This is a genomic window from Halonatronomonas betaini (assembly GCF_015666175.1).
Taxonomy (GTDB): domain Bacteria; phylum Bacillota; class Halanaerobiia; order Halanaerobiales; family Halarsenatibacteraceae; genus Halonatronomonas; species Halonatronomonas betaini.
In genome coordinates this window covers 403,519-427,322 of the sequence record NZ_JADPIE010000003.1, presented here as the reverse complement: position 1 = coordinate 427,322, position 23,804 = coordinate 403,519, and the positions used below count along the sequence as shown (strand labels likewise).

The 23,804-nt window shown below is 32.7% G+C and carries 23 protein-coding genes and 1 riboswitch; of the genes, 21 read left to right on the top strand and 2 right to left on the bottom strand.

Going from position 1 to position 23,804, the window contains the following annotated elements; genetic code table 11:
• The first annotated feature begins 28 nt into the window (after positions 1-28).
• From I0Q91_RS07520 to I0Q91_RS07500, 5 genes are all read left to right on the top strand, one after another.
• Positions 29-1,876, top strand: coding sequence for a beta-N-acetylhexosaminidase (locus I0Q91_RS07520; RefSeq protein WP_270453832.1), 1,848 nt, complete (start codon positions 29-31; stop codon positions 1,874-1,876).
• 22 nt (positions 1,877-1,898) lie between these two features.
• Positions 1,899-3,941, top strand: a complete 2,043-nt coding sequence (locus tag I0Q91_RS07515; protein WP_270453831.1) for a glycoside hydrolase family 20 zincin-like fold domain-containing protein — start codon at positions 1,899-1,901, stop codon at positions 3,939-3,941.
• Between the two features lie 76 nt (positions 3,942-4,017).
• Positions 4,018-5,220 (top strand): ROK family transcriptional regulator, encoded by a 1,203-nt coding sequence (locus I0Q91_RS07510; RefSeq protein ID WP_270453830.1) that lies wholly within the window; start codon positions 4,018-4,020, stop codon positions 5,218-5,220.
• A 157-nt stretch (positions 5,221-5,377) separates the two neighbouring features.
• Positions 5,378-6,160 (top strand): heliorhodopsin HeR, encoded by a 783-nt coding sequence (gene heR / locus I0Q91_RS07505; RefSeq protein ID WP_270453829.1) that lies wholly within the window; start codon positions 5,378-5,380, stop codon positions 6,158-6,160.
• A 172-nt stretch (positions 6,161-6,332) separates the two neighbouring features.
• On the top strand, positions 6,333-6,593 hold the full coding sequence (locus tag I0Q91_RS07500) for a stage V sporulation protein S (protein WP_270453828.1): 261 nt from the start codon (positions 6,333-6,335) through the stop codon (positions 6,591-6,593).
• Positions 6,594-6,743: 150 nt separating this feature from the next.
• Here I0Q91_RS07500 and I0Q91_RS07495 read toward each other — a convergent pair whose 3' ends face one another.
• Positions 6,744-7,601: an ADP-ribosylglycohydrolase family protein gene (locus I0Q91_RS07495; protein ID WP_270453827.1), complete on the bottom strand. Its 858-nt coding sequence runs from the start codon at positions 7,599-7,601 to the stop codon at positions 6,744-6,746.
• A 196-nt stretch (positions 7,602-7,797) separates the two neighbouring features.
• Between I0Q91_RS07495 and I0Q91_RS07490 the strand changes: the two genes are divergently transcribed.
• The 14 genes from I0Q91_RS07490 to I0Q91_RS07425 all read left to right on the top strand — a co-directional run bounded on the left by I0Q91_RS07490 (position 7,798) and on the right by I0Q91_RS07425 (position 21,210).
• Positions 7,798-8,679, top strand: coding sequence for a GNAT family N-acetyltransferase (locus I0Q91_RS07490; protein WP_270453826.1), 882 nt, complete (start codon positions 7,798-7,800; stop codon positions 8,677-8,679).
• Positions 8,680-8,830: 151 nt separating this feature from the next.
• Positions 8,831-8,917, top strand: a riboswitch (cyclic di-GMP riboswitch).
• A gap of 84 nt (positions 8,918-9,001) precedes the next feature.
• On the top strand, positions 9,002-10,102 hold the full coding sequence (locus I0Q91_RS07485) for a DUF4382 domain-containing protein (protein ID WP_270453825.1): 1,101 nt from the start codon (positions 9,002-9,004) through the stop codon (positions 10,100-10,102).
• Between the two features lie 201 nt (positions 10,103-10,303).
• On the top strand, positions 10,304-11,242 hold the full coding sequence (locus tag I0Q91_RS07480) for a fasciclin domain-containing protein (RefSeq protein ID WP_270453824.1): 939 nt from the start codon (positions 10,304-10,306) through the stop codon (positions 11,240-11,242).
• 192 nt (positions 11,243-11,434) lie between these two features.
• Complete coding sequence (locus tag I0Q91_RS07475; protein WP_270453823.1) at positions 11,435-12,073, top strand: GNAT family N-acetyltransferase; 639 nt, start codon at positions 11,435-11,437, stop codon at positions 12,071-12,073.
• Positions 12,074-12,103: 30 nt separating this feature from the next.
• Positions 12,104-13,168: a serine hydrolase domain-containing protein gene (locus tag I0Q91_RS07470; protein ID WP_270453822.1), complete on the top strand. Its 1,065-nt coding sequence runs from the start codon at positions 12,104-12,106 to the stop codon at positions 13,166-13,168.
• A 176-nt stretch (positions 13,169-13,344) separates the two neighbouring features.
• On the top strand, positions 13,345-14,277 hold the full coding sequence (locus tag I0Q91_RS07465) for a nucleoside hydrolase (protein ID WP_270453821.1): 933 nt from the start codon (positions 13,345-13,347) through the stop codon (positions 14,275-14,277).
• Positions 14,278-14,355: 78 nt separating this feature from the next.
• Positions 14,356-15,540, top strand: a complete 1,185-nt coding sequence (gene dinB / locus I0Q91_RS07460) for a DNA polymerase IV (RefSeq protein WP_270453820.1) — start codon at positions 14,356-14,358, stop codon at positions 15,538-15,540.
• A gap of 284 nt (positions 15,541-15,824) precedes the next feature.
• On the top strand, positions 15,825-16,484 hold the full coding sequence (locus I0Q91_RS07455; RefSeq protein ID WP_270453819.1) for a hypothetical protein: 660 nt from the start codon (positions 15,825-15,827) through the stop codon (positions 16,482-16,484).
• Complete coding sequence (locus tag I0Q91_RS07450; RefSeq protein WP_270453818.1) at positions 16,447-16,833, top strand: GerW family sporulation protein; 387 nt, start codon at positions 16,447-16,449, stop codon at positions 16,831-16,833. Before I0Q91_RS07455 ends, I0Q91_RS07450 begins: the two co-directional genes overlap by 38 nt.
• Positions 16,834-17,235: 402 nt before the next feature.
• Positions 17,236-17,490 (top strand): beta/alpha barrel domain-containing protein, encoded by a 255-nt coding sequence (locus I0Q91_RS07445; protein ID WP_270453817.1) that lies wholly within the window; start codon positions 17,236-17,238, stop codon positions 17,488-17,490.
• A gap of 45 nt (positions 17,491-17,535) precedes the next feature.
• Positions 17,536-18,180 (top strand): beta/alpha barrel domain-containing protein, encoded by a 645-nt coding sequence (locus tag I0Q91_RS07440; protein WP_270453816.1) that lies wholly within the window; start codon positions 17,536-17,538, stop codon positions 18,178-18,180.
• A gap of 237 nt (positions 18,181-18,417) precedes the next feature.
• Positions 18,418-19,200 carry an EFR1 family ferrodoxin gene (locus I0Q91_RS07435; RefSeq protein ID WP_270453815.1) on the top strand — a complete coding sequence of 261 codons (783 nt, stop codon included), beginning with the start codon at positions 18,418-18,420 and terminating at the stop codon, positions 19,198-19,200.
• A 72-nt stretch (positions 19,201-19,272) separates the two neighbouring features.
• Entirely contained in the window at positions 19,273-19,911 is a 639-nt protein-coding gene (locus I0Q91_RS07430; RefSeq protein WP_270453813.1) for a hypothetical protein, read from the top strand.
• 132 nt (positions 19,912-20,043) lie between these two features.
• On the top strand, positions 20,044-21,210 hold the full coding sequence (locus I0Q91_RS07425; protein ID WP_270453811.1) for an iron-containing alcohol dehydrogenase: 1,167 nt from the start codon (positions 20,044-20,046) through the stop codon (positions 21,208-21,210).
• A 115-nt stretch (positions 21,211-21,325) separates the two neighbouring features.
• Here I0Q91_RS07425 and I0Q91_RS07420 read toward each other — a convergent pair whose 3' ends face one another.
• Positions 21,326-22,576 (bottom strand): 4Fe-4S dicluster domain-containing protein, encoded by a 1,251-nt coding sequence (locus I0Q91_RS07420; protein ID WP_270453809.1) that lies wholly within the window; start codon positions 22,574-22,576, stop codon positions 21,326-21,328.
• 177 nt (positions 22,577-22,753) lie between these two features.
• Here I0Q91_RS07420 and tsaA point away from each other — a divergent pair, with 177 nt between their 5' ends.
• Both tsaA and I0Q91_RS07410 read left to right on the top strand, forming a co-directional pair.
• Complete coding sequence (gene tsaA, locus I0Q91_RS07415; RefSeq protein WP_270453808.1) at positions 22,754-23,236, top strand: tRNA (N6-threonylcarbamoyladenosine(37)-N6)-methyltransferase TrmO; 483 nt, start codon at positions 22,754-22,756, stop codon at positions 23,234-23,236.
• Between the two features lie 79 nt (positions 23,237-23,315).
• On the top strand, positions 23,316-23,801 hold the full coding sequence (locus I0Q91_RS07410) for an NUDIX hydrolase (protein WP_270453807.1): 486 nt from the start codon (positions 23,316-23,318) through the stop codon (positions 23,799-23,801).
• Positions 23,802-23,804 lie beyond the last annotated feature (3 nt).

The window sequence follows — 23,804 nt, the reverse complement described above, 5'->3', positions numbered from 1 at the left end:
ACTTATATTATAACCGAGGAGAGAGCATTTGGCTCGTATTATTTTCTTTTTACACCATTATATAGACTTAATCATAAGTAGTGAAGAATTATTACATAAATCTAATGAACCGATAAATAATGAAGTTATAGAGCAATCATATATATTAGATATAAAAAAAGGAGAAACAATTATTTATTATACTGGAGCAGAAGGACTTAATTATGCCTTTTTAACTTTTGGTCAATTATTGGATCAAAAGCTTAATTGGGATTTGAATTCTATGAAAATAATTGATTATCCTTCAGTTAAAAATAGAGGTTTAATGTTGGATGTGTCAAGGGGAAAGGTGCCTAAACTTAAAACCATTTATAAAATTATAGATATTTTATATCTTTATAAAATGAATATTTTTCAAGTATATATTGAAGATGCATATTTCTTTCCTTCTCATCCAAAGATAGGGGAGAAGAAAAGAAGACTAACTGAAGAAGATATAATTAAAATCAATAGATATTGCAAGCAAAGAGCGATTGAATTTCAGCCTAATTTACAAACTTTCTCTCATGCCCATGGTATTTTGAGAATTCCTGAGTATAAGGATTTATCTGAAAATGATGATTTATGGACTATTGCTCCTTTAAAAGATGAAACTTATCAATTACTTGATGATCTGATAAAAAACCTTTTAAAAGGTTTTGAATCAAAAACTATGCATATAAATATGGATGAAGCCTATGACATTGGAACTGGTTATTCTAAAGATATTTGTAATGAAATAGGTAAAGAACAAGTTTATTTAAAGCATTTAGATAAGGTTATAGATATAATAAAACAATATGGTATAAATAATACTTTAATCTGGAGCGATATGTTTAATAAATACCCAGAATTATTAAAAGAACTGGATGAAAGTATTATTCCTATATATTGGGATTACTCACCTAATGAAGATTATTCAAATATGAAGCATTATGAAGATTTAGAATTTTGGGTCGCTCCTGGAACAAGCAGTTGGAATTCAATTTTCCCTCGTATGAAAAATGCCTTTAGAAATATTAATAACATCATTGATGCAGGATATAAACATGGGACAAATGGTGTGCTCTTAACAGACTGGGGCGACTACGGTCATATGCAATCCATAGGATTAAGTTTTCCAGGATATATTTATGCGGCGGAAAAAAGTTGGTCTTTAAATGAATTAACTTATGATGATTTTTTATCAAGAATGGAGTTTTTTGATTTTTTTACTAAAGATCAGCTAGAATTATTAAGAATACTTGAAACAAGCAATGAAGGACTTACAGATGCTTTTAAGACAAAATCGTTGTATTCTCTATTTGATGATATTATTAAAGGGAAATCAATAAAAGGAGTTCAAGGTATAGATTCATTAGATAAATCTGACTTTATAAAATTATACTCTGTAGGTGTTAAAGGGTTACAAGTAAGTAAAAATTTAGATTCTACAATTTTAAGTAAAGAAATGACACTTTCAGCTATGAAGGTTAAGCTTACTGGTGAAAAGGGTTTGCTTTCAAATGAAATTAGAGAAAGATTTGCCAATAAAACTGTTGATGAAAATTTCATATTAGAAACAATTAACAAAATTAAAATGCTTAGTCAAAAAGTAGAAAAGATAAGAGGGCTTCACTCTGAACTTTGGATGGAAAGGTCTTACTTTGAAGGTTTTGAAAATATATCTTACTTATATTCTAAACTTATTAATCAATTATCTGAATCTGCAATATGGTTAAATGAACAAAGAGAAAATATATTGGGTTCTAAAGAGTTTGACAATGATTTTAGCACTTATATGGCTGCAGATAATTTTACTACTTTATGGTCACAAGATTTTGATAATATTTGGGACATTGCTTATCCATGGAGTTAGTTATTATAGGAGGAAAGCTTAAATGAAATATAAAATAATTCCAGATGTAAAAAGTATTAAATATCTAAAAGAGACTTTTCATTTTAAGAATAAAGTATATCTGTATTCTAGTAATCAAAAGACTTTAAACAAAATCGGTAAATTAATAGATGAAAAATTAAATATTGAATATGAGTATGTACTAAAAGATAATTTGAAATCCAAAATAATAATCTCTAATAGTCCAGACACTGATTTGGAAAACAAAAATACTAAAAATCTAGATAGACCTCAAAGTTATGATTTAAGTATTAGTAAAAACATTATTTATTTGAGTGGGTTTGATGAAACTGGACTGTTTTATGCTTGTTTAACTTTTGAGCAGATATTGAGCCAAATAGAAGATAAACTTATAACTTGCTTGCAAATATTTGATTATCCTAAAATAGAAAATAGAGGATTAATGTTAGATTATTCTAGAGATAAAATCATGAAATTAGAAACTTTAGATGAAATTATTCAAGTTATGAATATAGGTAAATTAAATGTGTTACAGTTATATATAGAAAATACTTATAAATCTGAAAAACATCCTGATATAAATCAAGAAGATAATACTATCGATGCTGGATTTATTAAAGACTTAGAGAAGAAATGTAAAGAGAATCATATAGAATTAATGGCAAATATGCAGTCTTTTGGGCATCAAAATTATACTTTACAGCAAGCAAAATATAGAGAACTTAGTGAATCAGAACTATTCTGGACATTATCTCCTGCTTTAGATGAAACCTACGATTTTATTAATGACCTATATTCTGAGTATCTACCATATTTTTCAAGTGACTGGCTAAATGTTGGCGCAGATGAAACCTATGATCTTGGAAAAGGGTTATCTAAAGAATGGGCTGAAAAAGAAGGTAAAGGCCGAGTATATTTATATCATATTAAACAATTGATAAGACTAGCTGATAAGTATAATAAAAAAATTATGCTTTTTGGTGATATATTAATAAATTATCCAGATTTAATGGATGAGGTCCCAGAGGATGTAATTTTATTAGATTGGGATTATGACCCCAAAGAAAGTTATGAATCAACCTATAAATTTGGAGAATCTAATAGAAAATTCTGGGTTTGTCCCGGAACTGGAGCATGGAACAGTATATTTCCAAGAATAGACTCTGCCAAAATTAATATTCATAATTTAATTAGAGATGGGATTAAAAATGGAGCATCAGGAGTATTATTAACTGACTGGGGAGATCATGGACATTACTCAATGGTTAGTGCTAGTTTTTATACTTATATTTATACAGGGTCATTAAGCTGGGAAGGGTTATCATTCGAAGAAGATAAATTAAATGATTCTTATCAGAGAATATTTTCTGAAGGTGATTTATGGCTTAAGATAATTAATAAGTTTTGCGAAATTTATAGAATCCCTGGAATATGGTCAAAAAATAGATGCCAATGTGTTATATCTTTATTTGATGAACCTTTATTTGGGAGGACATTAATTGGCCCAGAGCCAGATGATTTGAATGGACCCTTTGATAAACTACCAGAAAATATACCATATGTAATGGAGGAGAAAGGTCATCACCTATTAAGACCTATATTTAAAATTACCGATGAACAAATAAATAATATTGAAAACAAGGTAAATTTCATCGAAAGAGAAATTAATAAAGTTAAAAGAAGCTTAATGAAGAAGGAATTCATTTATATTATTAAAGCATTTAGAGTTATGATAATAAAACTAAGACTTGGAAGAAATATTAGAAACCATTTTGAAAATGATTTTCCAGATGTTAATAATATTATTGATTATAAATTACAAACAGAACAGCTTATTAAAGATTACTCAGAATTGATGCTTGAATTTTCTGCTATATGGTTTAAAAGGTCAAAACAAGCAAATTTAGATACTAATTTAGGACATTATGCTGATATAATTTCACGTTTAAAGTATTTAGTAAAATGGCTAGATGAGCAGATTGAAAAGATTAATAAGGACATTGAAGTTGATAGATCTTTTGATAGTTATAAAACAAATGACTATAAATCTTTACCAACATATTAAAAACAAACCTTATTAATTTATAAAGTTTTGTTAATCTAGTATTAAAAAATATGATTAAATGATTGAGGTGATTTTAATGTATACAGGAGATACTGCTGATATTAAAAAGATGAATCGGAAAGCTTTATTAGAAATAGTAAGGTACCATGGTCCGATTTCTCAACCGGAGATATATAATATGACGAATATAACACCAACTACTATTTTATCTCTTTTAGAGGAATTAAAAAGTGATAATTTAATTTTTCAACATGACACATCATATCGCCCAGATGGTATTACTAAAAGTGGGAGGCCTCCTAAATATTTTTCATTAAATAAAAATGGGAAATTTGTGTTGGGTATATCAGTTAGCAATAATATTTGGGAGTATACTGTTGTAAATTTGGCAAATGAAATATGTTTATCTAAAACTTGTAAAGTTGAAAATAATGATCCTATTAAACAAATTGAAGATTGTAAAAAAGTTATTAAAGAAGTTCTTAAAGAATTTGATATAGATCATATTGGTATTTCAGTTCCAGGAGTTGTTGATGAAGAGAAAGGGATGATTATTGATGGAAATTCAGTATTAAGAGGATTACCATTAAAGTATCTTATTAACAGAGAAATCAAAATACCGGTAGTAGTTGTTCATAATACGTTAGCATTGTCTGTATGTGAGTTTTTAATTGGTGAACATGCTCTTACAGATAATGTTTTATATATTTATATTTCTGAAGGTGTTGGAGCAGGGATGATTTTTAATGGAAAGGCTTATTCTGGAGCAGATAATTATGCTGGTGAATTAGGTAGCACTATTATAAATCCAGGTTCTAATAAGTCAGTAACTTTAAATAGTTTTATTTCTAATAAAGCTGTTGTTAACTTTATGAAAAATAATTTTGATGTTGATGAAGACAAATTAGATATAGATTATGCTTTAAAAATGTTGCCAAAAGATCAAACCCTTAAAAATTTCGTTAGAAGAGGGGCTGGGTACTTAGGGAAGGTATTATTTAATTTAACTCTTTTATTGAATCCTAATATAATCGTCATATCCGGAAAGATATGCTATTATAATGACTTTATCAATGTTGTCAAAAGTAGTTTGAATTCAACTGAATCAGAATTAAAAAGTACTGTAACAAAGAACTTAAAAATTACTGAGTCTTCGTTTAAGAATAAGGAAAATTCAGAAGCTCTAGCAGGAGCAGTTTATGCATTATCAGAGCTAGATGTCTTACCAGACATTAAAATAGAAGATCATTTAAAGCATAGCTCTTTATTAAGCTTATAAAAACCTTGAAATAATTCAAATTAATATTATTTTATTTTAATTTTTCTATTATTTGTTAAAATTACAGGATTATTTTTATCAGTGAAGAAATAACTAATAATGATGTTTAGTTAAGTTAGTAGTTTTTATTTTTAAATAAAAGAAAGAAAGTGCTGAGATGGCAAAAGAAATTACCTATGCTTCTTTAAAAAGATTTAATAAAATTATGGGGTTTTTGCATTTGATTCAAGGAACTTTGATGCTGGGATTTGCGCTTTTTATTGAGCGGATTGCTGAATTTAGAATTCCTGTCTGGTCTTATTTTTTAACCTTTGATCAGACCCAGATGCGATTAGTAACAGACCCTAATCAGATCGGGGAGGTACCCTTTGGAATCATGGTCTCCATCTTTTTATTTCTATCGGCAGCAGCTCATTTTATTATTGTAAGTTCCTGGGGAAACCCTATTTATAACCGAGATCTAGACCGGGGAATGAATCGCTTTCGCTGGTATGAGTATGCACTGAGTTCTTCTCTGATGATTGTTCTAATAGCTCTATTGTTCGGTGTATATGATATAGGTGCCCTGCTATTGATTATTGCAGCAAACGCCTCTATGAACCTATTTGGCCTTGATATGGAAGAGATTAATGAGAAGACTGAAAAGACTAACTGGAAGCCCTTTATTTTCGGCAGCTTTGCAGGAATAGTCCCCTGGATAGTTATCCTTTTATATGCCTTTGGTAATTCCAACCCTGCAGAAGTACCCTGGTTTGTCTATGCAATTGTAGGAAGTTATTTTGTGTTCTTCAACCTGTTCCCTATCAATATGATTTTACAGTATAAAAAGGTGGGGAAATGGAAGAACTATCTATATGGGGAAAGGGGTTATATAATCCTCAGCCTTGTAGCTAAATCTGTACTGGCCTGGCTGGCCTTTGCCGGAATTATGCAGCCTTAGCAGTTAAAAAAATATTAAAAGGCAAGTATTTTAGTCTTGCCAGGAATACAGTTTTTCATAATTTTATTAATTTTTTTATACTATTTCAAATTACTGCAGGAGTTTCCTATAATACAGACAATTATAGTAATATCAGCCCCGACTTAAGTTTTTAAGGAGGTAATTTTATTACATGGATGTATTAAAAGTAGCAGCAAATTCTAATCCTAATTCTGTAGCAGGCGCTTTAGCGGGAACTTTTAAAGAAAATGGTACTGCTGAATTGCAGGCAATAGGTGCAGGAGCAATCAATCAGGCAGTTAAGGCAGTTGCGATAGCTAGAGGTTTTGTAGCGCCAGCAGGGATCGATTTAATCTGCATACCTGCATTTAAAGAAGTTGAGATTGGAGGAGAAGAGCGTACAGCTATTAAATTTATTGTGAAATCTAGATAATATAATTAATTTTAATGCCCATCTGGGGCTGATTAATCAAATAAAGCCAAATTATATATAAAAAAAGGTCGGCAGAAAACCGGATTATAATTACCCGGTTCAAGCCGACCTTGAGTTTTTTAATCTTGCAGAAAGATTAAAGCTGCTAGATTAAATTAATTCCTTAACTTCTTTTGATTTATTAAAACCATCGATCAATTCTGCAGGTATAGTATCTAAACCCTCGCTGGCGGCCATTATTGCTGCAATAACCATTCCTCTAGGGCAGTTATCTCCGGCGGCCATGATATTTAAAGTCAGGGCTTCCATTAGGTTATCGGCATTCCATAATACATCCAGTACAATCGGCAGACCCTGCTGAATAGAACAGCCCTGACCCCGATCATCGGCATTTTCCACTATTTTATCTTTAGGACCAATTTTATTAAAATTATCCAGAATAAATTGATTTATATCTTTATTGTTTTCAATGGCCTCTTTATAATTTTTACCATCCAGAATATCTTTCATCACCTGGTAAACAAATTCAGCTGTCTGATCAACAACTTCTCCGTTATGAGTCATGTGGACTAAATTCATAAATTCTTCTTTAGAAATATCCTCTTCTATAAATAATGGCAGACTTCGGGCTATTCCACCGAGCTCAACATTATCAGCACCGATAAGTGTATCTGAAACTTTAAATATATTCAGAGTATCCTTCATCGAATGATCCATATACATCTCAGTATTTTCAACATGTTTTATCCAGTCAGCTTTAAATTTCTTAAGGTTAAACCCCTTATTATCAGAGATCGATCTTAAAAGGGCCAGAGCCTGTTCGCCATAATGACTTAAATCTCCAGCTGCTTTACCTTCATGGAAATTAGACATTGGAGCTCTGAATTCATTGATGATTCCTGTGTATTCTTCTTTTAATTTGTCTGTATCATAAACCCAGTGTGAGCCAAAAGATAGGGCATCTGCTATAAATACTGCCATTACAATATCTTCCCTTTTATTTTTCATGCTTAACCCTCCTGTATAGTTATTTATCATTTATTTAATATTATAGACGATTAAAACTAAAAAGAAAATAAAGCTGGTTACAATTTTTGGCTTTTAACATAATAAAACATTGATTTATGTAATAACAAAAATCATGCAGGATAAATTTAAAATATCCTGAATGATTATATAAGAAAACAAAATAAGAGGTGAGAAGATGATTACTAGAAGAAGATATAAGTTATTAGCTGATTTTAAAAAAGTGAGTCAGTTTTTAGTTGATATTTATAATGTAGGCACATTAAACAGTTATCTCTTACAACAATTTTTTGAATATGCCCATACTCATCCGTATTTTAATTATCAATCTGCTCATCGATTTGGTATCTGGGAGGAAAAAGGAGAAATCATTGGTTTAGCATGTTATGAGATGGATTTAGGAGATGCTTTTTTAGTTGTAAAACCAGGTTATAATAAATTATTATTTGAGATGCTTGAATATGTTGAAAAGGAATTATCAACAATTAAAGATGGAAAGATTATTTTAAATGTATGGATTACAGATAAAGAAAAAGTTAAAAGAGATCTATTACAAAATAATGGTTATAAGAAAGAATATAAAGAAATAGTAACTATATTCTCTTATGAAAAAGATTTTGTTGAATTTGACCTGCCATCCGATTATTCATTATTTACACTGGAAGAGGAAAATGATATAAAGAAGATACATGATTGCCTCTGGAAAGGGTTTGATCATGGTCCTAATCCTGATGATGATTATGAAGGAAGGTTGCTAATGCAGAGTGGACCTAACTTTAGAAAAGATTTAACAACTATAATAAAGGCCCCTGATGGAGAATATGCCTGTTATGCAGGGATGTGGTTTGACACTCAGAATAAATATGCTTATTTAGAGCCTCTGGCAACAGTGCCTGAACATAGAGGTAAGGGCCTGGCAACAATTGCTCTGACTGAAGGTATGAAAAAGACTAAAGCATTAGGAGCAGAGTATTGTTTTGGAGGAGCACCTGACTTTTATAAAAATATAGGTTTTGAAACAGTAGCGTATAGAGAAAGATGGCAGAAGATATTAAATTAAAGCCCTGGAATTTTATGGATTTAAACTCCAGCCAGAAGAGCAAAATATACTGATACTTTCGGAGCATTATTCCGATAAATAAGGGTACACTTATAGAAATACAATTTTATTTATCTTTAACTATGGTATACTTTAATTAATAAAAATAAAAAAATCATATGGGCAAGGTCAGCGAAAGCTGGCTTGCGCAAAGCTATGGGTCTAAAGAATTTTTTTCTATGACTGCCAGGTTGCAGCAATTATATTTCTGTCGCAGCCTGATTTGCGACAGTTTTTATTTTAATTTAAAATTAAATCGATTTTTCTAAGGAGGAATAATTTAATGAAAAAAAAGACAATTTTTGTTGTTTCACTTATTCTGTTTACGATTGTTGTAGCAGGTTGTACCGGTGATTTTTTAGGAGATGGAGTAGATACAGATCAAGAGACCGGCCAACTGGCTTTATTTATCGCTGATAATGCTGTTAATGATCTTGAACATGTTTATGTTTATATCGATGAAGTTAATGTTAATCATGTAGATGGCGGCTGGGAGACAATTAATAATTTTGAAGATGAAGAAGATGAAATGTTAAAAGTTGATTTATTACAGCTTCAATTTACAGAAAAAAAGTTAGGAGATAAATTTTTACCTGAAGGCAATTACAATAAAATTAGACTTAAATTAGCTGATGAAGATGGTCAGGGATATTTATCAAGGTTAGTATTTGATGATGGTTCTGAAATGCCTTTGAAAGTTCCTGCTGGTCAACAAAAAGGTTTTCAGATTGATTACAATTTTGGAATTGAGAGAGATACAATTACTTCGATTGTTCTTGATGTTGACCTGACAAAACTGGTTTTTGCTGGGAGATCAGATAAAGCTATTTTAAATACACAGGCTGTAAATGTAATTGATAAAAATTATGCAGGAAATATTCTTGGTCGGGTATTAGGTAAATTTGAGGAAGATGGAGATATAAAAGAAGAATTTATAGATATTGATAATAGAGATGTTTATGTTGAAGCATATAATGTTAATGATTATGATTCAGAAGCTAAAGAGTTTAAAGATGGTGCGGAACCTGAAGCTATCTCATTGACTTCAATTGAAGAGATTAGTGGTAGAGATGCTGGTTCATTTATGCTCCGAGGTCTTTCTGATGGCGAATATAAATTAAGAGCTTTTGTTGGCTATAAAGAGCAAAGCGAAGATGAAGATGAAGATGAAATGAAAGATGAAATTGTGATTGATGACTCAGATTATGAAGTTAAAATACTTGAAGAACCAGTTTCGGTTATTGTTGGTGAAAAAATAGAGTTAGATGATCCAATTATTTTATCATCTGTTGATTTAGAAGAGTCTGAAGAAAATGATACTGAAGAAGATACAAATGGAGATGATTCCGGAGAAGACGAAAATGAAGACAACTCTGAAGAATAAACAGATTAAGTAAACTTTAAAATATAATAGTATTATTTAGAAGCCTGGCAGTAAAATGCCAGGTTTTTTAAATTGAACTCTAAAAAAGTTGGAATATGACTGAGATATGACTGAAATATGACTGATATATGACTGAGATAATTCTAAATTTGGTATAATAATATTAATAATAAACATTATTAATTTAGGAGGATAAATAAAATGAAAAAAAGTAGAAATTTCTTTCGAGTAGGTTTTTTAGCTTTAACCCTGGCATTGGTGCTTTTTCTGACAGGATGTACAAATGGTCTGACAGATACAACAAACGATATTATTGATGAAGGATTAAATGATATAGTTGGAACTGCTGATGATGCAGGAGTTTTTGAAACACTTCTGGCTGCAGCGGAAGAGGCTGGTTTGGTTGATGCCCTTAAGGCTGAAGGTCCTTTGACAGTGTTCGCTCCCAATGATAAAGCTTTTGAAGATTTTCTAAATGCTATGGAAATGGAAGCTTCAGAGTTACTGGCTGATCCAAGGTTGGCTAATGTTCTTAAATATCATGTTGTTCCAGGCAAAGTAATGTCAACTGATCTTTCTGATGGTATGAAGGCAGATACTCTATTAAACCCTCAGCAGATAGAAATATCGATCAATGAAGGTGTCTTCTTAAATGAAGACATTGAAGTTATCACACCTGATGTGGAAGCAAGTAATGGAGTAATCCATGTAATTGATGGAGTTCTATGGCCTGCAGATATTGTTGAGACAGCCGTGGCTAATGGCTTTGACACCCTTGTTACAGCAGTGGTAACAGCCGATTTGGTTGAAGCCCTGCAAGGACCAGGACTCTTTACAGTCTTTGCTCCAATTAATGAGGCTTTCGATGCATTACCATCAGGAGTATTAGAAGAACTTTTGGATAATCCAGAAGATTTAGCTGATGTCTTATTATTCCATGTAGTCTCAGGCCAGGTTATGGCAGAAACTGTTGTTGGTTTAGATGGCCAGGAAGTAGAGACCTTATTGGGTGAGACAATCGAAGTAACAATAGAAGATGGAAAAGTATTTATTAATGATTCGGAGGTAATTATAACTGATATTCAAACCCTTAATGGAGTTATCCATGTTATTGATAGAGTTTTACTACCTCAAGATTAAAGATTAATTAATAATTTAGTATTAGCTTTTAGCCCTTCCTTATTTCAGGCAGGGCTTTTTTATTGCATTGTCTTAAAAAGTTGATCTAGCAATAGATTTTAAATCAATTTTAAATTTATATTGACAGTTTGAGAAAAATGTAATAATATTTAGTTAATATAAAAATATTATCCATCCTGGAGGTTATATTATATGGCAGAGATTAATACCCTGACTAATGAAATTAATATTGAAGGTAAATTGAGGCAGGCAGCAGATGTAATGAGCAGAACTTTTAAAACTGAAAGGATTACAACATTGATGTATGACTTTTCAGTGCCAGAAAAATTTAAAACCTGGGAGAATCTAAATTACTTTTCTGCTATTAAGCTCTATGAAACTGGAGAGAAGATAATCCTGGCTGAAGATGGTGATAAAGTTGTTGGTGTTGCTTATCTTAGAAATTCTAATATTGGGAGTATGTCAGGACTTTTAAAGGCTTATTTCCCGGATATCTTCAAATTAATTATTCCAGCGATAAAGGCATTAAATATCAGGAAAATATTAAAGTCTGCAAAACTTTTTAAGACAAAAAATATACCAACCAAAGATTATTATAATCTGGAAGTTATAGGTGTTAGTGAAAAATATCAGGGGCAGGGAATCGCCAGATTACTCCTGGAGGAGTCAGAAAAATTTGTCAGGGGTTTGGATGACTGTGATGGTATTTATCTCTATACAGGCAATGAAGATACGAAAAATTTATATCAGCATCTCGGGTATCAATTAATAGATCAGAAAGAAAATGATTATCTGACAGTTTATCATATGTATAAACCAGTATTTAAATAGATATTTAAAAAATATTATGGGGTGGTTAAGATGCCAGTTATGATTAAAGATCAAGTATTTGAGAAGTCTCTATTTAAGATGGCTAAGAAAAATAATGTTTATGGTGCTATCTTTGCAGTAGAAAATGGAGATTCATCAATCTCCTGGAAAGGGTCTGCTGGTAATCTTAGCCAGGATGATAAATATTTTATCGCAAGTGTCACTAAATTATATATAACAGCTGTATTATTAATTTTAAGGGAGAAGAAATTATTATCTTTTACTGATAGGATAACAGAATACTTCCCTGAATCATTGATCGGTGGTATTCATATTCTTGATGGCGTTGATTATACCGGGGAAATCACAGTTGCTCATCTGATGAGTAATACTTCTGGTCTGCCTGATTATTTCTATTATCAAAAGCCAAAAGGCGAAGCTGCATCCGGGCTGCTTGCCGGAGGTGATGAGGCCTGGCCCTTTGAAAGGGTAATTAATCAGGTTAAGTCATTAAAGCCAAAATTTAAACCTGGAAAGAAGGGTAAAGTTTTTTATTCAGACACTAATTATCAATTGTTAGGTGCAATTATTGAAAAAGTTACAGATATGAATATAGCCGATGTTTTTGACGAATTTATCTTTAAACCATTGAGTCTTGTAAAGACCTATGCATATACTGATATTAATGATACTGAACCTGTACCATTTTATTATAAGAGAGAACAGATCTTTGCTCCAAATTATATGGCATCAGTAACAGCAGAAGGTGGTATTGTTTCTACAGCAGCTGAAACAATGAAATTTTTAAAGGCATTTTTTAATGGCTTCTTTTTCCCGGAGGATTTAATTTTAGAATTGAAATCAAACTGGAATATGATTTACTTTCCAGGTCAGTTTTATTACGGTTTGGGATTGGAAAAACTCTGGACTCCACGGTTTATGACATCTATGAAATCTGTTGGTGAAATTCTAGGCTTCTGGGGCCAGACAGGTTCTTTTGCCTTTTATAATCCAGATAATGATCTTTATTTTACAGGAACAGTAAATCAGGCCAGTGGAATGGCCCACAGTGCAGCATATAAAGCAATTATTAATGTTATTACTTCTTATAAGTAATTATTTAAATTTAATAATAAATGAATCATTTAAACCTGGGATTTGATTGCCAGGTTTTTTTGAGTTTCAATAGGATTATGACATAATGATTATCTTTATGATACAATAAATTATAACAGTTAATGAATAAGTAATAAGTTAATAGATACATAATTCTAGTTTAAAGGAGGATTTTTGTGAGCAAAAAAGAGAAGATAATCTTAGATGTTGATACAGGTCATGACGATGCAATTGCAATCTTAGTTGCTGCTAAGTCAGATAAAATAGACTTGAGGGGAATAACAGTTGTGGCAGGTAATCAGACTCTGCCTAAAACCTTAAAGAATACTTTAGATATCTGTGATTTTGCAAATATAGACGTACCTGTTTATGCCGGCATGCATAAGCCACTGGTTAGAAATCAATTAGAGGTATCGGAGGTCCATGGAGATAGCGGACTTGGCGATATACCTTTTCCTGATACGACAAAAGAAGCTGAATCTAAACATGCAGTAAATTTTATTATTGAGGAAGCTTTACGGTCTGATGGTGAGTTGATTTTAGTTCCAACTGGAACTCTGACTAATATAGCGATGGCTTTAAATTTAGAGCCAGGAATAAAGGATAAAATAAAGAAGATTGTTTTAATGGGAGGAGCCTGTGGTGCTGGCAATGCCACTCCTTCAGCAGAATTTAATATTTATACCGATCCGGAAGCTGCTAAAGTTGTCTTCGAGAGTCAGGTTCCGATTGTGATGACAGGTCTTGATGTTACCTATCAGGCTTTAGCAGATGAAAAAGTTAAAGAGAGAATTACAAAACTGGATAATAGAGTTGCTAACTTAACTTTAAAGTTACTTGAATTATTTGGCGAGACCTACAGAGAGTTTTATGGTTTTGAGCATCCTCCGGTCCATGATCCCTGCACAGTCGCAAAGATAATTGATGATGATGTTTTTACTACTAAAAAGATGAGAGTTGATATAGAGACTAGTAGTGAGTTAACCAGAGGGAGAACGGTCTGTGATTTTCATAATAGAACAGGTAAAGCCGCTAATGCTGAAGTTGCAGTTGATCTGGACAAAGATAGGCTCTGGGATATTGTGATTGAAAGCCTGAGTAAATATTAAGAGATGGTTATTTGAAACGTTGGAGATTATCTAGAATGATAAGAGATTATCACATGATAGGAAAGGAAGCTATCAGAAATGGCATTAAATATAATTCATGTTGATATGGATGCCTTTTATGCATCAGTTGAAAAGAGGGATAACCCTGAGCTTGAGGGCAAGCCTGTTATCGTTGGCGGTGACCCGGATGGCCGGGGTGTTGTGGCTGCAGCCTGCTATGAAGTCAGGGAATATGGTGTCCATTCAGCTATGTCTGCCGCTGAGGCAAGAAGGCGCTGCCCCCATGCTATTTTCCTGCCTGTTAGAATGGATAGGTATCAGGAGGTCTCAGCTCAAATCTTCGAGATTCTCGGCAATTACACTCCAGTAATTGAGAAGATATCAGTTGATGAGGCCTTTCTTGATATTAAAGGCACTGAACGGCTTTTGGGCAGCCCCAGGGAAGTTGGTCGCAAGATTCAAACAGAGATTAAAGAGGAGACTGGTCTTCAGGCATCTGTCGGAATTGCTCCAAATAAATTTCTGGCTAAGCTGGCATCAGATATGGATAAACCTGCAGGTTTTACTGTTATTGAAGAAGACAAGATTCAGGAAATTCTGGACCCTCTCCCTATTGAAAATATCTGGGGTGTCGGCGAGAAAACCAGAGAGAAACTACATAAGATAAATATAAAAACTATAAATGATCTAAAAAAACTTTCAGAGGAAGATCTGAGCTCAATCTTTGGTAAGTTTGGCCAGAAACTTTACAATCTAGCCCGGGGTATTGATAAAAGAGAGGTTGAAAAGACATCTGTCACTAAATCTATAAGCCATGAACAGACTTTTTCTGAGGATATGGAGGAAGAGGAGTATTTACTCTCTGTCCTTATGGAATTTAGCGGTAAGGTAGCCAGAAGACTCAGAAAGAAGAATTTAAAAGCTGAGACTGTTTTTGTCAAAGTTAGCTATGATATTTTCAAGAGTACATCCAGGCAGATAACCTATCAGAGGGCTTTTCATGATACGGAGACGATCTATTTTGCTGGCAAGAAATTGATACAGGAGAATAATCTTTTTAGGAGACCGATCAGGCTTATAGGAATAGGGGTTAGTAATTTAATTCCGGCAGATAAGGAACAGCTGTCACTTTTTGCTGAAAAAGAAGAATCAGATAATGTGGTAGAAGCCATTGATCGGTTGAAGGATAAATTCGGTGAAAGCAGTGTTTTGAGAGCTCGGGAAATTGTACAAAAAGATTATGAAGAAGGGGACAAGGGCTGAAAATAAAAAAGAAATGGATGGCATTTCGTATTTTTGTGATTTAAAAGTTATTAAATTTAATAAATAATTGGTTCTGTCATTAGAATGTGATAATTTAATTTTATTTTTTATCTTCTATCATCCCAGCACTCTTTTATGCTTACAATTTATATAGTAAAATTTTATATAAGATAATATTTTTCCCAGACTACAATAAGTTTATAATGATATCTATTGGCATCAATTTTTGGATAATAGATCTTAAAGAACCAAGACAGATAAGTCTAAAGATATGAGGGGATCTTATGTTCAATACTATTTTAATGATCTTGGTTATATTATTAATTCTTCTGGTCATGGTTTTAATTGCGCCAATAAGTTACAGGATTAAATTTAATTATTCTGAGGTTGAAAAATTTTATTGTATTAAACTATATTTTCTAGGTATAAAAGTTTATGCTATTGATAGTAAATCAGACAAAACAGATGTTGATAAAAGCAAGGATAAAGTTGAAACGCAAGAAAAAGTTGAAGCTAAAGAAGAATTAAAAAAGGAAAGTAAATTTTCCTCATTCATAACATTTATTAGAGAAAATAATGTAACAGAATATATAGGTGAAACCTGGGTTTTAATTAGGTCAATACTTTCTCAGGTATTACCTAAAGATTATAATATCAATTTTAAAGTGGGATTTGAAGATCCTTATTATACCGGGAATTTAGCGGCTTTGTTTTATAGCCTGGATGGGTTGATAAGAAAGGATCGGATTCAACTAGATTTATTTTGGCATAGGGAGGTGATTGCTGCTCAGGGATATCTTTATGGTAGATTTATGCTGGCCCCTATTTGTTTTTATCTCTTAAGATTTATTCAGAAGACAGGTCTTTATATAGTTTTATTTAAAAAATTAAAAGGGGGTTCTAATAATGGATATGACAGGAACCGTAATGGAAACAATGTATGATAAGTTGGATAAATTTTTAAAGACTGAAACAGTTATCGGTGAACCGATGGATTTTGGAAAAGTTAAAGTAGTTCCAATTGTAACTGCTTCATTCGGTATGGGTGGCGGATTAGGAGAAGATACAAAAAAAGACGGAAAAAGTGAAGGCGGCGGTGGAGGCCTGGGTTGCAGGATTTCCCCTACTGCGTTATTAGTTATTACAGGTGATGAAGAGGTTGAACTAGTACAGATAGATGCTAAAAGATCTCTGGATAAATTAATTGATATAGCACCAGAATTAATTAGTAGGGTTGAAAGTTTTAAGAATTCAAGTAAGAATGACACAGAGTCAAAAAAAGAGGAAAACTAACATTAAAAATTTGTTAAATATTATAATATCCTAAATAGCCCATTAAAGAGGGCTATTTTTTTGTCGGCCAGATTGATTAACCAGTAAACTTTAAATTATTAAAGAAGATAAAATTAACTAACAAAGAGTATCATTAAATAAACCTGTTTAATTATAAATATTTTTAATAATATCCAGTTATGTGATTGGAAAATGATTAAATTGATTAAAAATTTACTAACGTTATCACAAAGTGATTAATCCGCTTTATTTTTTGCATGCTCTCATTGCAACACTCTTTTATGGTTAGAACTCATATAGTAAAATTATAGTTAGACACTTATTTATCTACACATAATAAGTGAACTTGTAAATCAAGTTCAATATTTATAAAATATAGCTATAATATGGGAGTGTAATCATATGGATAAAAAACAACTTAAGCGGATAAAGAATAGGAAAGGTTTTATTGCTGCTCTTGATCAAAATAGTAGCCGTATTCCTGATATTTTAAAAAAATATGGAATATCAGAGGTGGAATATAATAGTGAAGAAGAAATGTATAATTTTGTTCATGAAATGAGAACTCGAATAATATCAAGTCCTGGATTTACCTCTGAACATATTTTAGGAGTAATTTTATCTGAACATACTATGAATAATAAAATTAAAGGCTAGTTTACTGCTGATTATCTCTGGGAAAATAAAGGGATTCTTTCAATTTTGAAAGTCGACCAGGATAAAGAAGAAAAAGAAAATGACGTTCAGTTAATGAAGCCATTAACTAACTTGGATTATATTTTATCAGAAGCCAAAAGGCAGAATGTTTTTGGTGTTAAAATACATTCAGTGATTTATGGTGCAAATAAAGATGGAATAAAAGATATTGTATCTCAGCAATTTAAATATGGCAAAAAAATTTATGATGCAGGGTTCATTCCTTTATTAGAGATAGAAATAGATAATTATAGTGAAAATAAAGCAGAATCAGAAAAAATATTAAAGACAGAAATTATGAAACATTTAAAATTTCTTGATGAGGAAGTATTTATGTTTAGAGTATCTATTCCAGCTAAACCTAATTTTTATAAAGCAGTAACTGAAAATCCTAATGTATTAGGAGTTGTAGCTCTTTTAGAAGGTTATACACAGGAAGATGCAGTAAATAAACTTGCTAATAACGATAATATGATTGCAGGTTTTTCAAAAGCATTACTCAAGAATTTACATGTTGACCAGGACGATGAAAAATTTCACTCTGTTTTAAAAGCAGCTGCTGAAAAAATTTATCAAATTTCATTAAGCTATGTTCTCTATCTTCATCCTATTGCTACAACTCAATTGATACCAATAACCAATAAACTTTAAACAATTAAGTTTATATAGTTTATAGAATAATTAGTATAAATAAACATATAGCAGTTAGAGATTAGTATATAATGCCCCAATAAAGTGGACAGCAATTTTAAAAAGCTGAATACTTTAAGGGGCTTTTAATATTTGGAATTTATCTTTGTCATAATCACTATTATCAATAATAAAATTCATGATAATTTTATATATATGTTATAATATCTTTAAGAGTCAGGAGGTATCAAATATAGCATGAATTTAAAACTACTATACTTTAGTGCTACTGATAATACAGAGGCTATTTGTAAAGAGATTGCTGCTGGCATAAAGAAGGATTATCAGATATATGATCTTACTTCAAAGCAGGCAAGGGGAAAAGCCTATTCTTTTGCAGGTAATGATCTGTTGATTGTTGGAGTGCCTGTTTATTCTGGCCGTGTCCCAGAATTTTTAGTGAAAGTATTACAAGAAATCAAGGGCAGTTCAACTCCTGCTGTCTTTGTAGTAACATATGGCAACCGGGATTATGATGATGCCCTTTTAGAATTAAAAGATATTTTTGAAGCTAATGGTTTTAAAGGTATTGCAGGTGCAGCTTTTATCGGTGAGCATTCCTATGGCAAAGAGATTGCCGGTGAGCGGCCTGATAGTGATGATTTAAGGCTGGCCAGAGAATTTGGAATTAGGATTTTAAAAAAATTGATAGGTATTAAAGATTTATCAGATTGGCCTGATCTAGAAGTTAAAGGAAGTTATCCTCTAAAGGAAAGGTCTAAAAGGTTTAAAGATATTAGACCAGAGACAACTGAAGCCTGCACTGAATGTGGGATCTGTGCTGAGAACTGTCCGATGGAGATTATTTCTTTTGAAAACTTCAGGGATATTGAACCTGGCAAATGTATTAGATGCTGCGGTTGTATTCAAAAATGCCCTGAAGATGCAAAGTATTTTGCTGATCCAGGTTTCAATAGAATAAAAAGTTATTTGATTAAAAATTTTAGCGATATAAGGAAAGATCCAGATTTATTTATTTAGAAAGTTAAAGGATTATTATTCTAGAATATATAAAAGAAATATCATGGATATTAAATCATGGAGGGATAAATTTTGCAGAAAAGAGGTATTATCTGGATATTATCATTGATTGTTATTATAGGCATTTTAGTGATTCCTGCCAGTAGAGGTGTGTTTGAAAGTTTAACTGCTTCATATCCTTATATTATGGGCTTTATTAAGTTTGCAATTCTGGCAACTATGGGCGAAATTTTATCTTTAAGGATAAAAAATAATAGATGGAAGAGGCCGACCGGTGTTATTTATAGGGCTTTAATCTGGGGCTTTTTAGGTATCTGGATTACTATGGTCTTTAGTTTATTTAATTCCGGGGTGGCCAGTTTGCAAACTAATGGAATGTTGCCTGGGGATCCTGGCGGTTTATCACTTGCTTTTCAGACCAGTCTCTTTATGAATATTATTTTCGCCCCTACGATGATGGGCTTTCATAGAATCACTGATACATATGTAGATAAATATGCTAATGGTATAAAAAATATTAAGCCAGGTGAAGTTATAAGAGATATTGACTGGGAAGGTTTTGTCACTTTTGTTTTATTAAAGACTATACCGTTTTTCTGGATACCGGCTCATACCATAGTTTTTATGATGCCCGATGTTTACAGAATTATTGCGGCAGCCTTTTTATCTATGGCCTTAGGGGGAATTTTAGCCTTTGCTGCTGCTAAATAAAGCCTAATGATTGTTATTTGAAGCACTAGAATTAATATCCATTATTGTGTAATAAATAACTTGACATACATTAATTTCTATTGTAAAATTACTTTAGTGCTTTGAATTAAAAAATGCGAAAGGGTGATTAATTTGGCTCAAGAAAGTAGATATTTTATTCCCCCTGTTAATGTATTGGGCAAAGACACAGTTAGTGAAATTGGTGAGCATATCAAAAGACAGAACGGTACTAAAGCTTTAGTTGTTACTGACAGTGTGCTGGTGGAAATTGGTATAGTGGAAAAGGTAACTGATCATTTAAAAGATGCCGGAATAGATTTTGTAGTTTTTGATGGTGTTCAACCTAATCCTACTGTTTCAAATGTTGAAGCCGGCCTTAAATTAATTGATTCTGAAAATATAGACGTCATTGTCTCATTAGGTGGTGGTAGTTCTCATGATTGTGCAAAGGGTATAGCTACTGTTGCCACAAATGGCGGTAAAATTCAGGATTATGAAGGCTTGAATCAACTTAATAAACCAATTATGCCTCTAATCGCTGTTAATACAACTGCAGGTACTGCCAGTGAAATGACCCGGTTCTGTATTATTACTGATGAAGACAGAAAGATAAAGATGGCCATAGTTGATTGGAGAGTAACTCCGAATGTTTCTATTAATGACCCTGTTTTAATGCTTGAAAAACCTCAGGCATTAACTGCAAATACTGGTATGGATGCTTTAACCCATGCGGTTGAAGCTTATGTATCTACGATAGCCAACCCCTTAACAGATTCAGCTGCAGAAAAAGCCTTTGAATTAATTGGTGAAAATTTAAGAAAAGCAGTTGCCAATGGTTCTGATTACGAACTTAGAGAAAAGATGGCTTATGCTCAGTTTTTAGCCGGGATGGCCTTTAATAATGCGTCATTAGGTCTTGTTCATGGTATGGCACATCAATTAGGCGGATTCTATGATCTACCTCATGGTATCTGTAATGCAATTTTATTACCTCATGTAACTAATTTTAATAAGCTAGCAAAACCTGAAAAGGTAGCAAAAATGGCAGAGCTTCTAGGTGAAAATACTGAAGGATTAACACTTATGGAAGCAGCAGATTTAGGTATTAAAGCTATAGCTGACTTATCTGCTGACATTGGAATTCCAGGAAGCCTTAAAGAATTAGATGATGTAGATCCTTCTGATTTTGAAACTCTTGCTAAAAATGCTCTGGCTGATGCAAGTAGTGCGACTAATCCAAGACAGGCCTCATTAGAGGATGTTGTTGGTATATTCAAGAATGCTTATGAGGGTTTTTAATTAATATAAACTAAATACTCATTATAATTTTTCTGATAGAAAGCAGAAGCCGGCCAGGATTGATATGGCCGGCTTTGACATTTATAATTTGTTTATATTATTATACTACTTAATTTTAATTGAATTTATTAATCAGGTTGCCTAAATATTTAGATTTGATCTGCTCCTGGGCCAAAATCTGTTTTAAAGGTGGAAGTTTTATGATAGCACCCAGGATGGCGGCCATTATCCGGTGACTTTTCAGGGCCTGATTATCAAAGATCAGATTCTGAAGTTGGCCTCGTTCTATGGCCATCATCACAGTTTTATGTACTGAATCTACAGGGGTTATAACTCTTTCTTCCCGTCTTTTGAGACTAATACTATTAGCAGGGCAGACCTGCTTGCAATTGCCACATCCCAGGCAGATATCTTCATTTAAGTGAGCAACATCATCTTCTAAAGTGAGGGCATCTACGGCACAGACTTCTATACATTCTTCGCAGCCGACGCAATTAGTCTCATTAATTTCTGGCAAGAAATTAGTTGTATGGATAGGCTCTAGCATTCCAAATTTTTGGGCTGCTATCATGGCCTCACAGCAACAGCTGCAACAGTTACAGATAAAGCTTACTTCATTTTGAACATTTTCACCGAACTGGACCAGATTATGCTCTCGGGCTTTATCTAAAAGCTCCAGGCATTCAGCTGCATCAACTTCTCTTGCATAATCATTTTTAATCAGAGATTCGGCAACGTTATTAAAGGTCATGCAGATATCCATTGGAGCGTCACAGGCCTGACCTTTATGTTCCATTTTATGGCGGCAATAGCAGAGTCCTACTCCAATATGTGAAGCATTCTTAATAACTTCACTGGCCCGTTCATAATCCAGGACATAAAGGGCATGATCATTAGTAAGAACAGATTCATTGACAAAGACTCTGCCTAACTGGGTCTCGCCTTCAGTAAATAAATCTTTGATAAAATCTTCTTCCTGGTTCATATATTGATAGAAGAGATCAGCCAGGACCTTTTGATCTATATCTCCTCGCAGGCGCATCATAGAAAACTCGAAAAATCCGGCCATTGGTGGAGGCAGGATATAGACATGCTCCCCATCCTTTTCAACATCAAGCAGGATAGCCCGGCTGGCCAGTTCATCCAGGATTTCTCTGGCTTCTTTTTGGTTAAGATCCCAGGCCTTCTGAGCTCTTTTGATAGTAAAGGGTCTTATCGGTAATTTAGAGACAAGTTCAGCTTCTTTTTCTGAAAATAGCATTTTTAATATTTGATATAAAGTATCAGAAGGTGTTGCACCCTGTGGAAATTCATTTAATCTTTCAACGAGATTTTCATAGCCATTACGGGATGTCCGGTGGGCCAAAGTAATCCCCTCCAAAATTTAGTGATTGAATTAATTATCAGTTTAACATTTTTTTGCTTGTAATTAAAGTTTGACAAACTAAATTAAGATGTTATAATTTAATTAAGTTTTTGCTAAAGTAAATTAATTGATAAATTTACACGTGATAAACTTAGAAATAGACAGGAGGCAATAAAAATGGAAGAGATTACTTTTCGGCCGATCGGTAAGATTAGATCAGAGTTTGAAAAGCCTGAGGGGACTCCAATCCAGCCAACAGGTGCAGAGGGGATAGAGGGCAGGATTGAATTATTGCCGGAGTATGAAGATGGGTTAAAGAGTCTTGATGGTTTTTCCCATCTGATATTATTATATCACTGCCATTTAGCCGGTGAATGTTCATTAAGACGTAAGCCTTTTATGGAAGATAAAGAGCATGGGATCTTTGCAATTAGAGCTCCTAGCCGGCCTAATTCGATTGGACTCTCTGTTGTCAGGCTAGAAAAGATAGAAGGAAATATTTTATATATCAAAGATGTTGATATAGTTGACGGCACACCATTACTGGATATTAAGCCCTATGTTCCAGAGTTTGATAGCAGGGAAAATGTCAGGATTGGCTGGCTTGAGGACAATGTTGATAAACTCCCTGATAAGAAAGATGATGGTCGCTTCCTATAAATTAAGTGATGATAGAGTAAGTTAACATATAACAAAGATATTATTACAAAAGCATCTTAAATGATTAGGAGGAATCTTTATGGACAATGATTGTGGATTCACAAAAGAAAATGACTGGTTTAGATACAGAGCAGCGGCAATTATTATTGAGGATGATTGTTTATTATTTGCTAAAAATGAAGTAGATGATTATTATTATTCTATAGGTGGTGCTGTTCATATAGGTGAGAAGGCTGAAGATGCTGTTAGAAGAGAAGTGTTAGAAGAAACTGGAGTACCATATGAAATAGACAGATTAGCTTTTATTCATGAAAATTTTTTTGATGGTACTGGTAGCTTTGAGGGATATAAATGTCATGAGATTGCTTTTTATTTTTTGATGAAATCTAAAGGCTCACAGAAGCTTAAAAGTAATAGTTATTCATCATTAGGTATTAAAGAGTATATGCATTGGATTCCAATTGACAATCTAGAAAATTATAAGGCATTTCCAACATTCTTTAAGGATAAAATTGATACTTTTGATTCTAGAGGTGTAGAGCATATTATTACAAATGATTATTAGACA

What these genes read in the sequence shown, in the direction of transcription:
- I0Q91_RS07515 (WP_270453831.1), top strand. Translation starts at nt 1,899, where the DNA reads ATGAAATATAAAATAATTCCAGATGTAAAAAGTATTAAATATCTAAAA.
- I0Q91_RS07510 (WP_270453830.1), top strand. Translation starts at nt 4,018, where the DNA reads ATGTATACAGGAGATACTGCTGATATTAAAAAGATGAATCGGAAAGCT.
- heR (WP_270453829.1), top strand. Translation starts at nt 5,378, where the DNA reads ATGGCAAAAGAAATTACCTATGCTTCTTTAAAAAGATTTAATAAAATT.
- I0Q91_RS07500 (WP_270453828.1), top strand. Translation starts at nt 6,333, where the DNA reads ATGGATGTATTAAAAGTAGCAGCAAATTCTAATCCTAATTCTGTAGCA.
- I0Q91_RS07495 (WP_270453827.1), bottom strand. Translation starts at nt 7,601, where the DNA reads ATGAAAAATAAAAGGGAAGATATTGTAATGGCAGTATTTATAGCAGAT.
- I0Q91_RS07490 (WP_270453826.1), top strand. Translation starts at nt 7,798, where the DNA reads ATGATTACTAGAAGAAGATATAAGTTATTAGCTGATTTTAAAAAAGTG.
- I0Q91_RS07485 (WP_270453825.1), top strand. Translation starts at nt 9,002, where the DNA reads ATGAAAAAAAAGACAATTTTTGTTGTTTCACTTATTCTGTTTACGATT.
- I0Q91_RS07480 (WP_270453824.1), top strand. Translation starts at nt 10,304, where the DNA reads ATGAAAAAAAGTAGAAATTTCTTTCGAGTAGGTTTTTTAGCTTTAACC.
- I0Q91_RS07475 (WP_270453823.1), top strand. Translation starts at nt 11,435, where the DNA reads ATGGCAGAGATTAATACCCTGACTAATGAAATTAATATTGAAGGTAAA.
- I0Q91_RS07470 (WP_270453822.1), top strand. Translation starts at nt 12,104, where the DNA reads ATGCCAGTTATGATTAAAGATCAAGTATTTGAGAAGTCTCTATTTAAG.
- dinB (WP_270453820.1), top strand. Translation starts at nt 14,356, where the DNA reads ATGGCATTAAATATAATTCATGTTGATATGGATGCCTTTTATGCATCA.
- I0Q91_RS07455 (WP_270453819.1), top strand. Translation starts at nt 15,825, where the DNA reads ATGTTCAATACTATTTTAATGATCTTGGTTATATTATTAATTCTTCTG.
- I0Q91_RS07450 (WP_270453818.1), top strand. Translation starts at nt 16,447, where the DNA reads ATGGATATGACAGGAACCGTAATGGAAACAATGTATGATAAGTTGGAT.
- I0Q91_RS07445 (WP_270453817.1), top strand. Translation starts at nt 17,236, where the DNA reads ATGGATAAAAAACAACTTAAGCGGATAAAGAATAGGAAAGGTTTTATT.
- I0Q91_RS07435 (WP_270453815.1), top strand. Translation starts at nt 18,418, where the DNA reads ATGAATTTAAAACTACTATACTTTAGTGCTACTGATAATACAGAGGCT.
- tsaA (WP_270453808.1), top strand. Translation starts at nt 22,754, where the DNA reads ATGGAAGAGATTACTTTTCGGCCGATCGGTAAGATTAGATCAGAGTTT.
- I0Q91_RS07410 (WP_270453807.1), top strand. Translation starts at nt 23,316, where the DNA reads ATGGACAATGATTGTGGATTCACAAAAGAAAATGACTGGTTTAGATAC.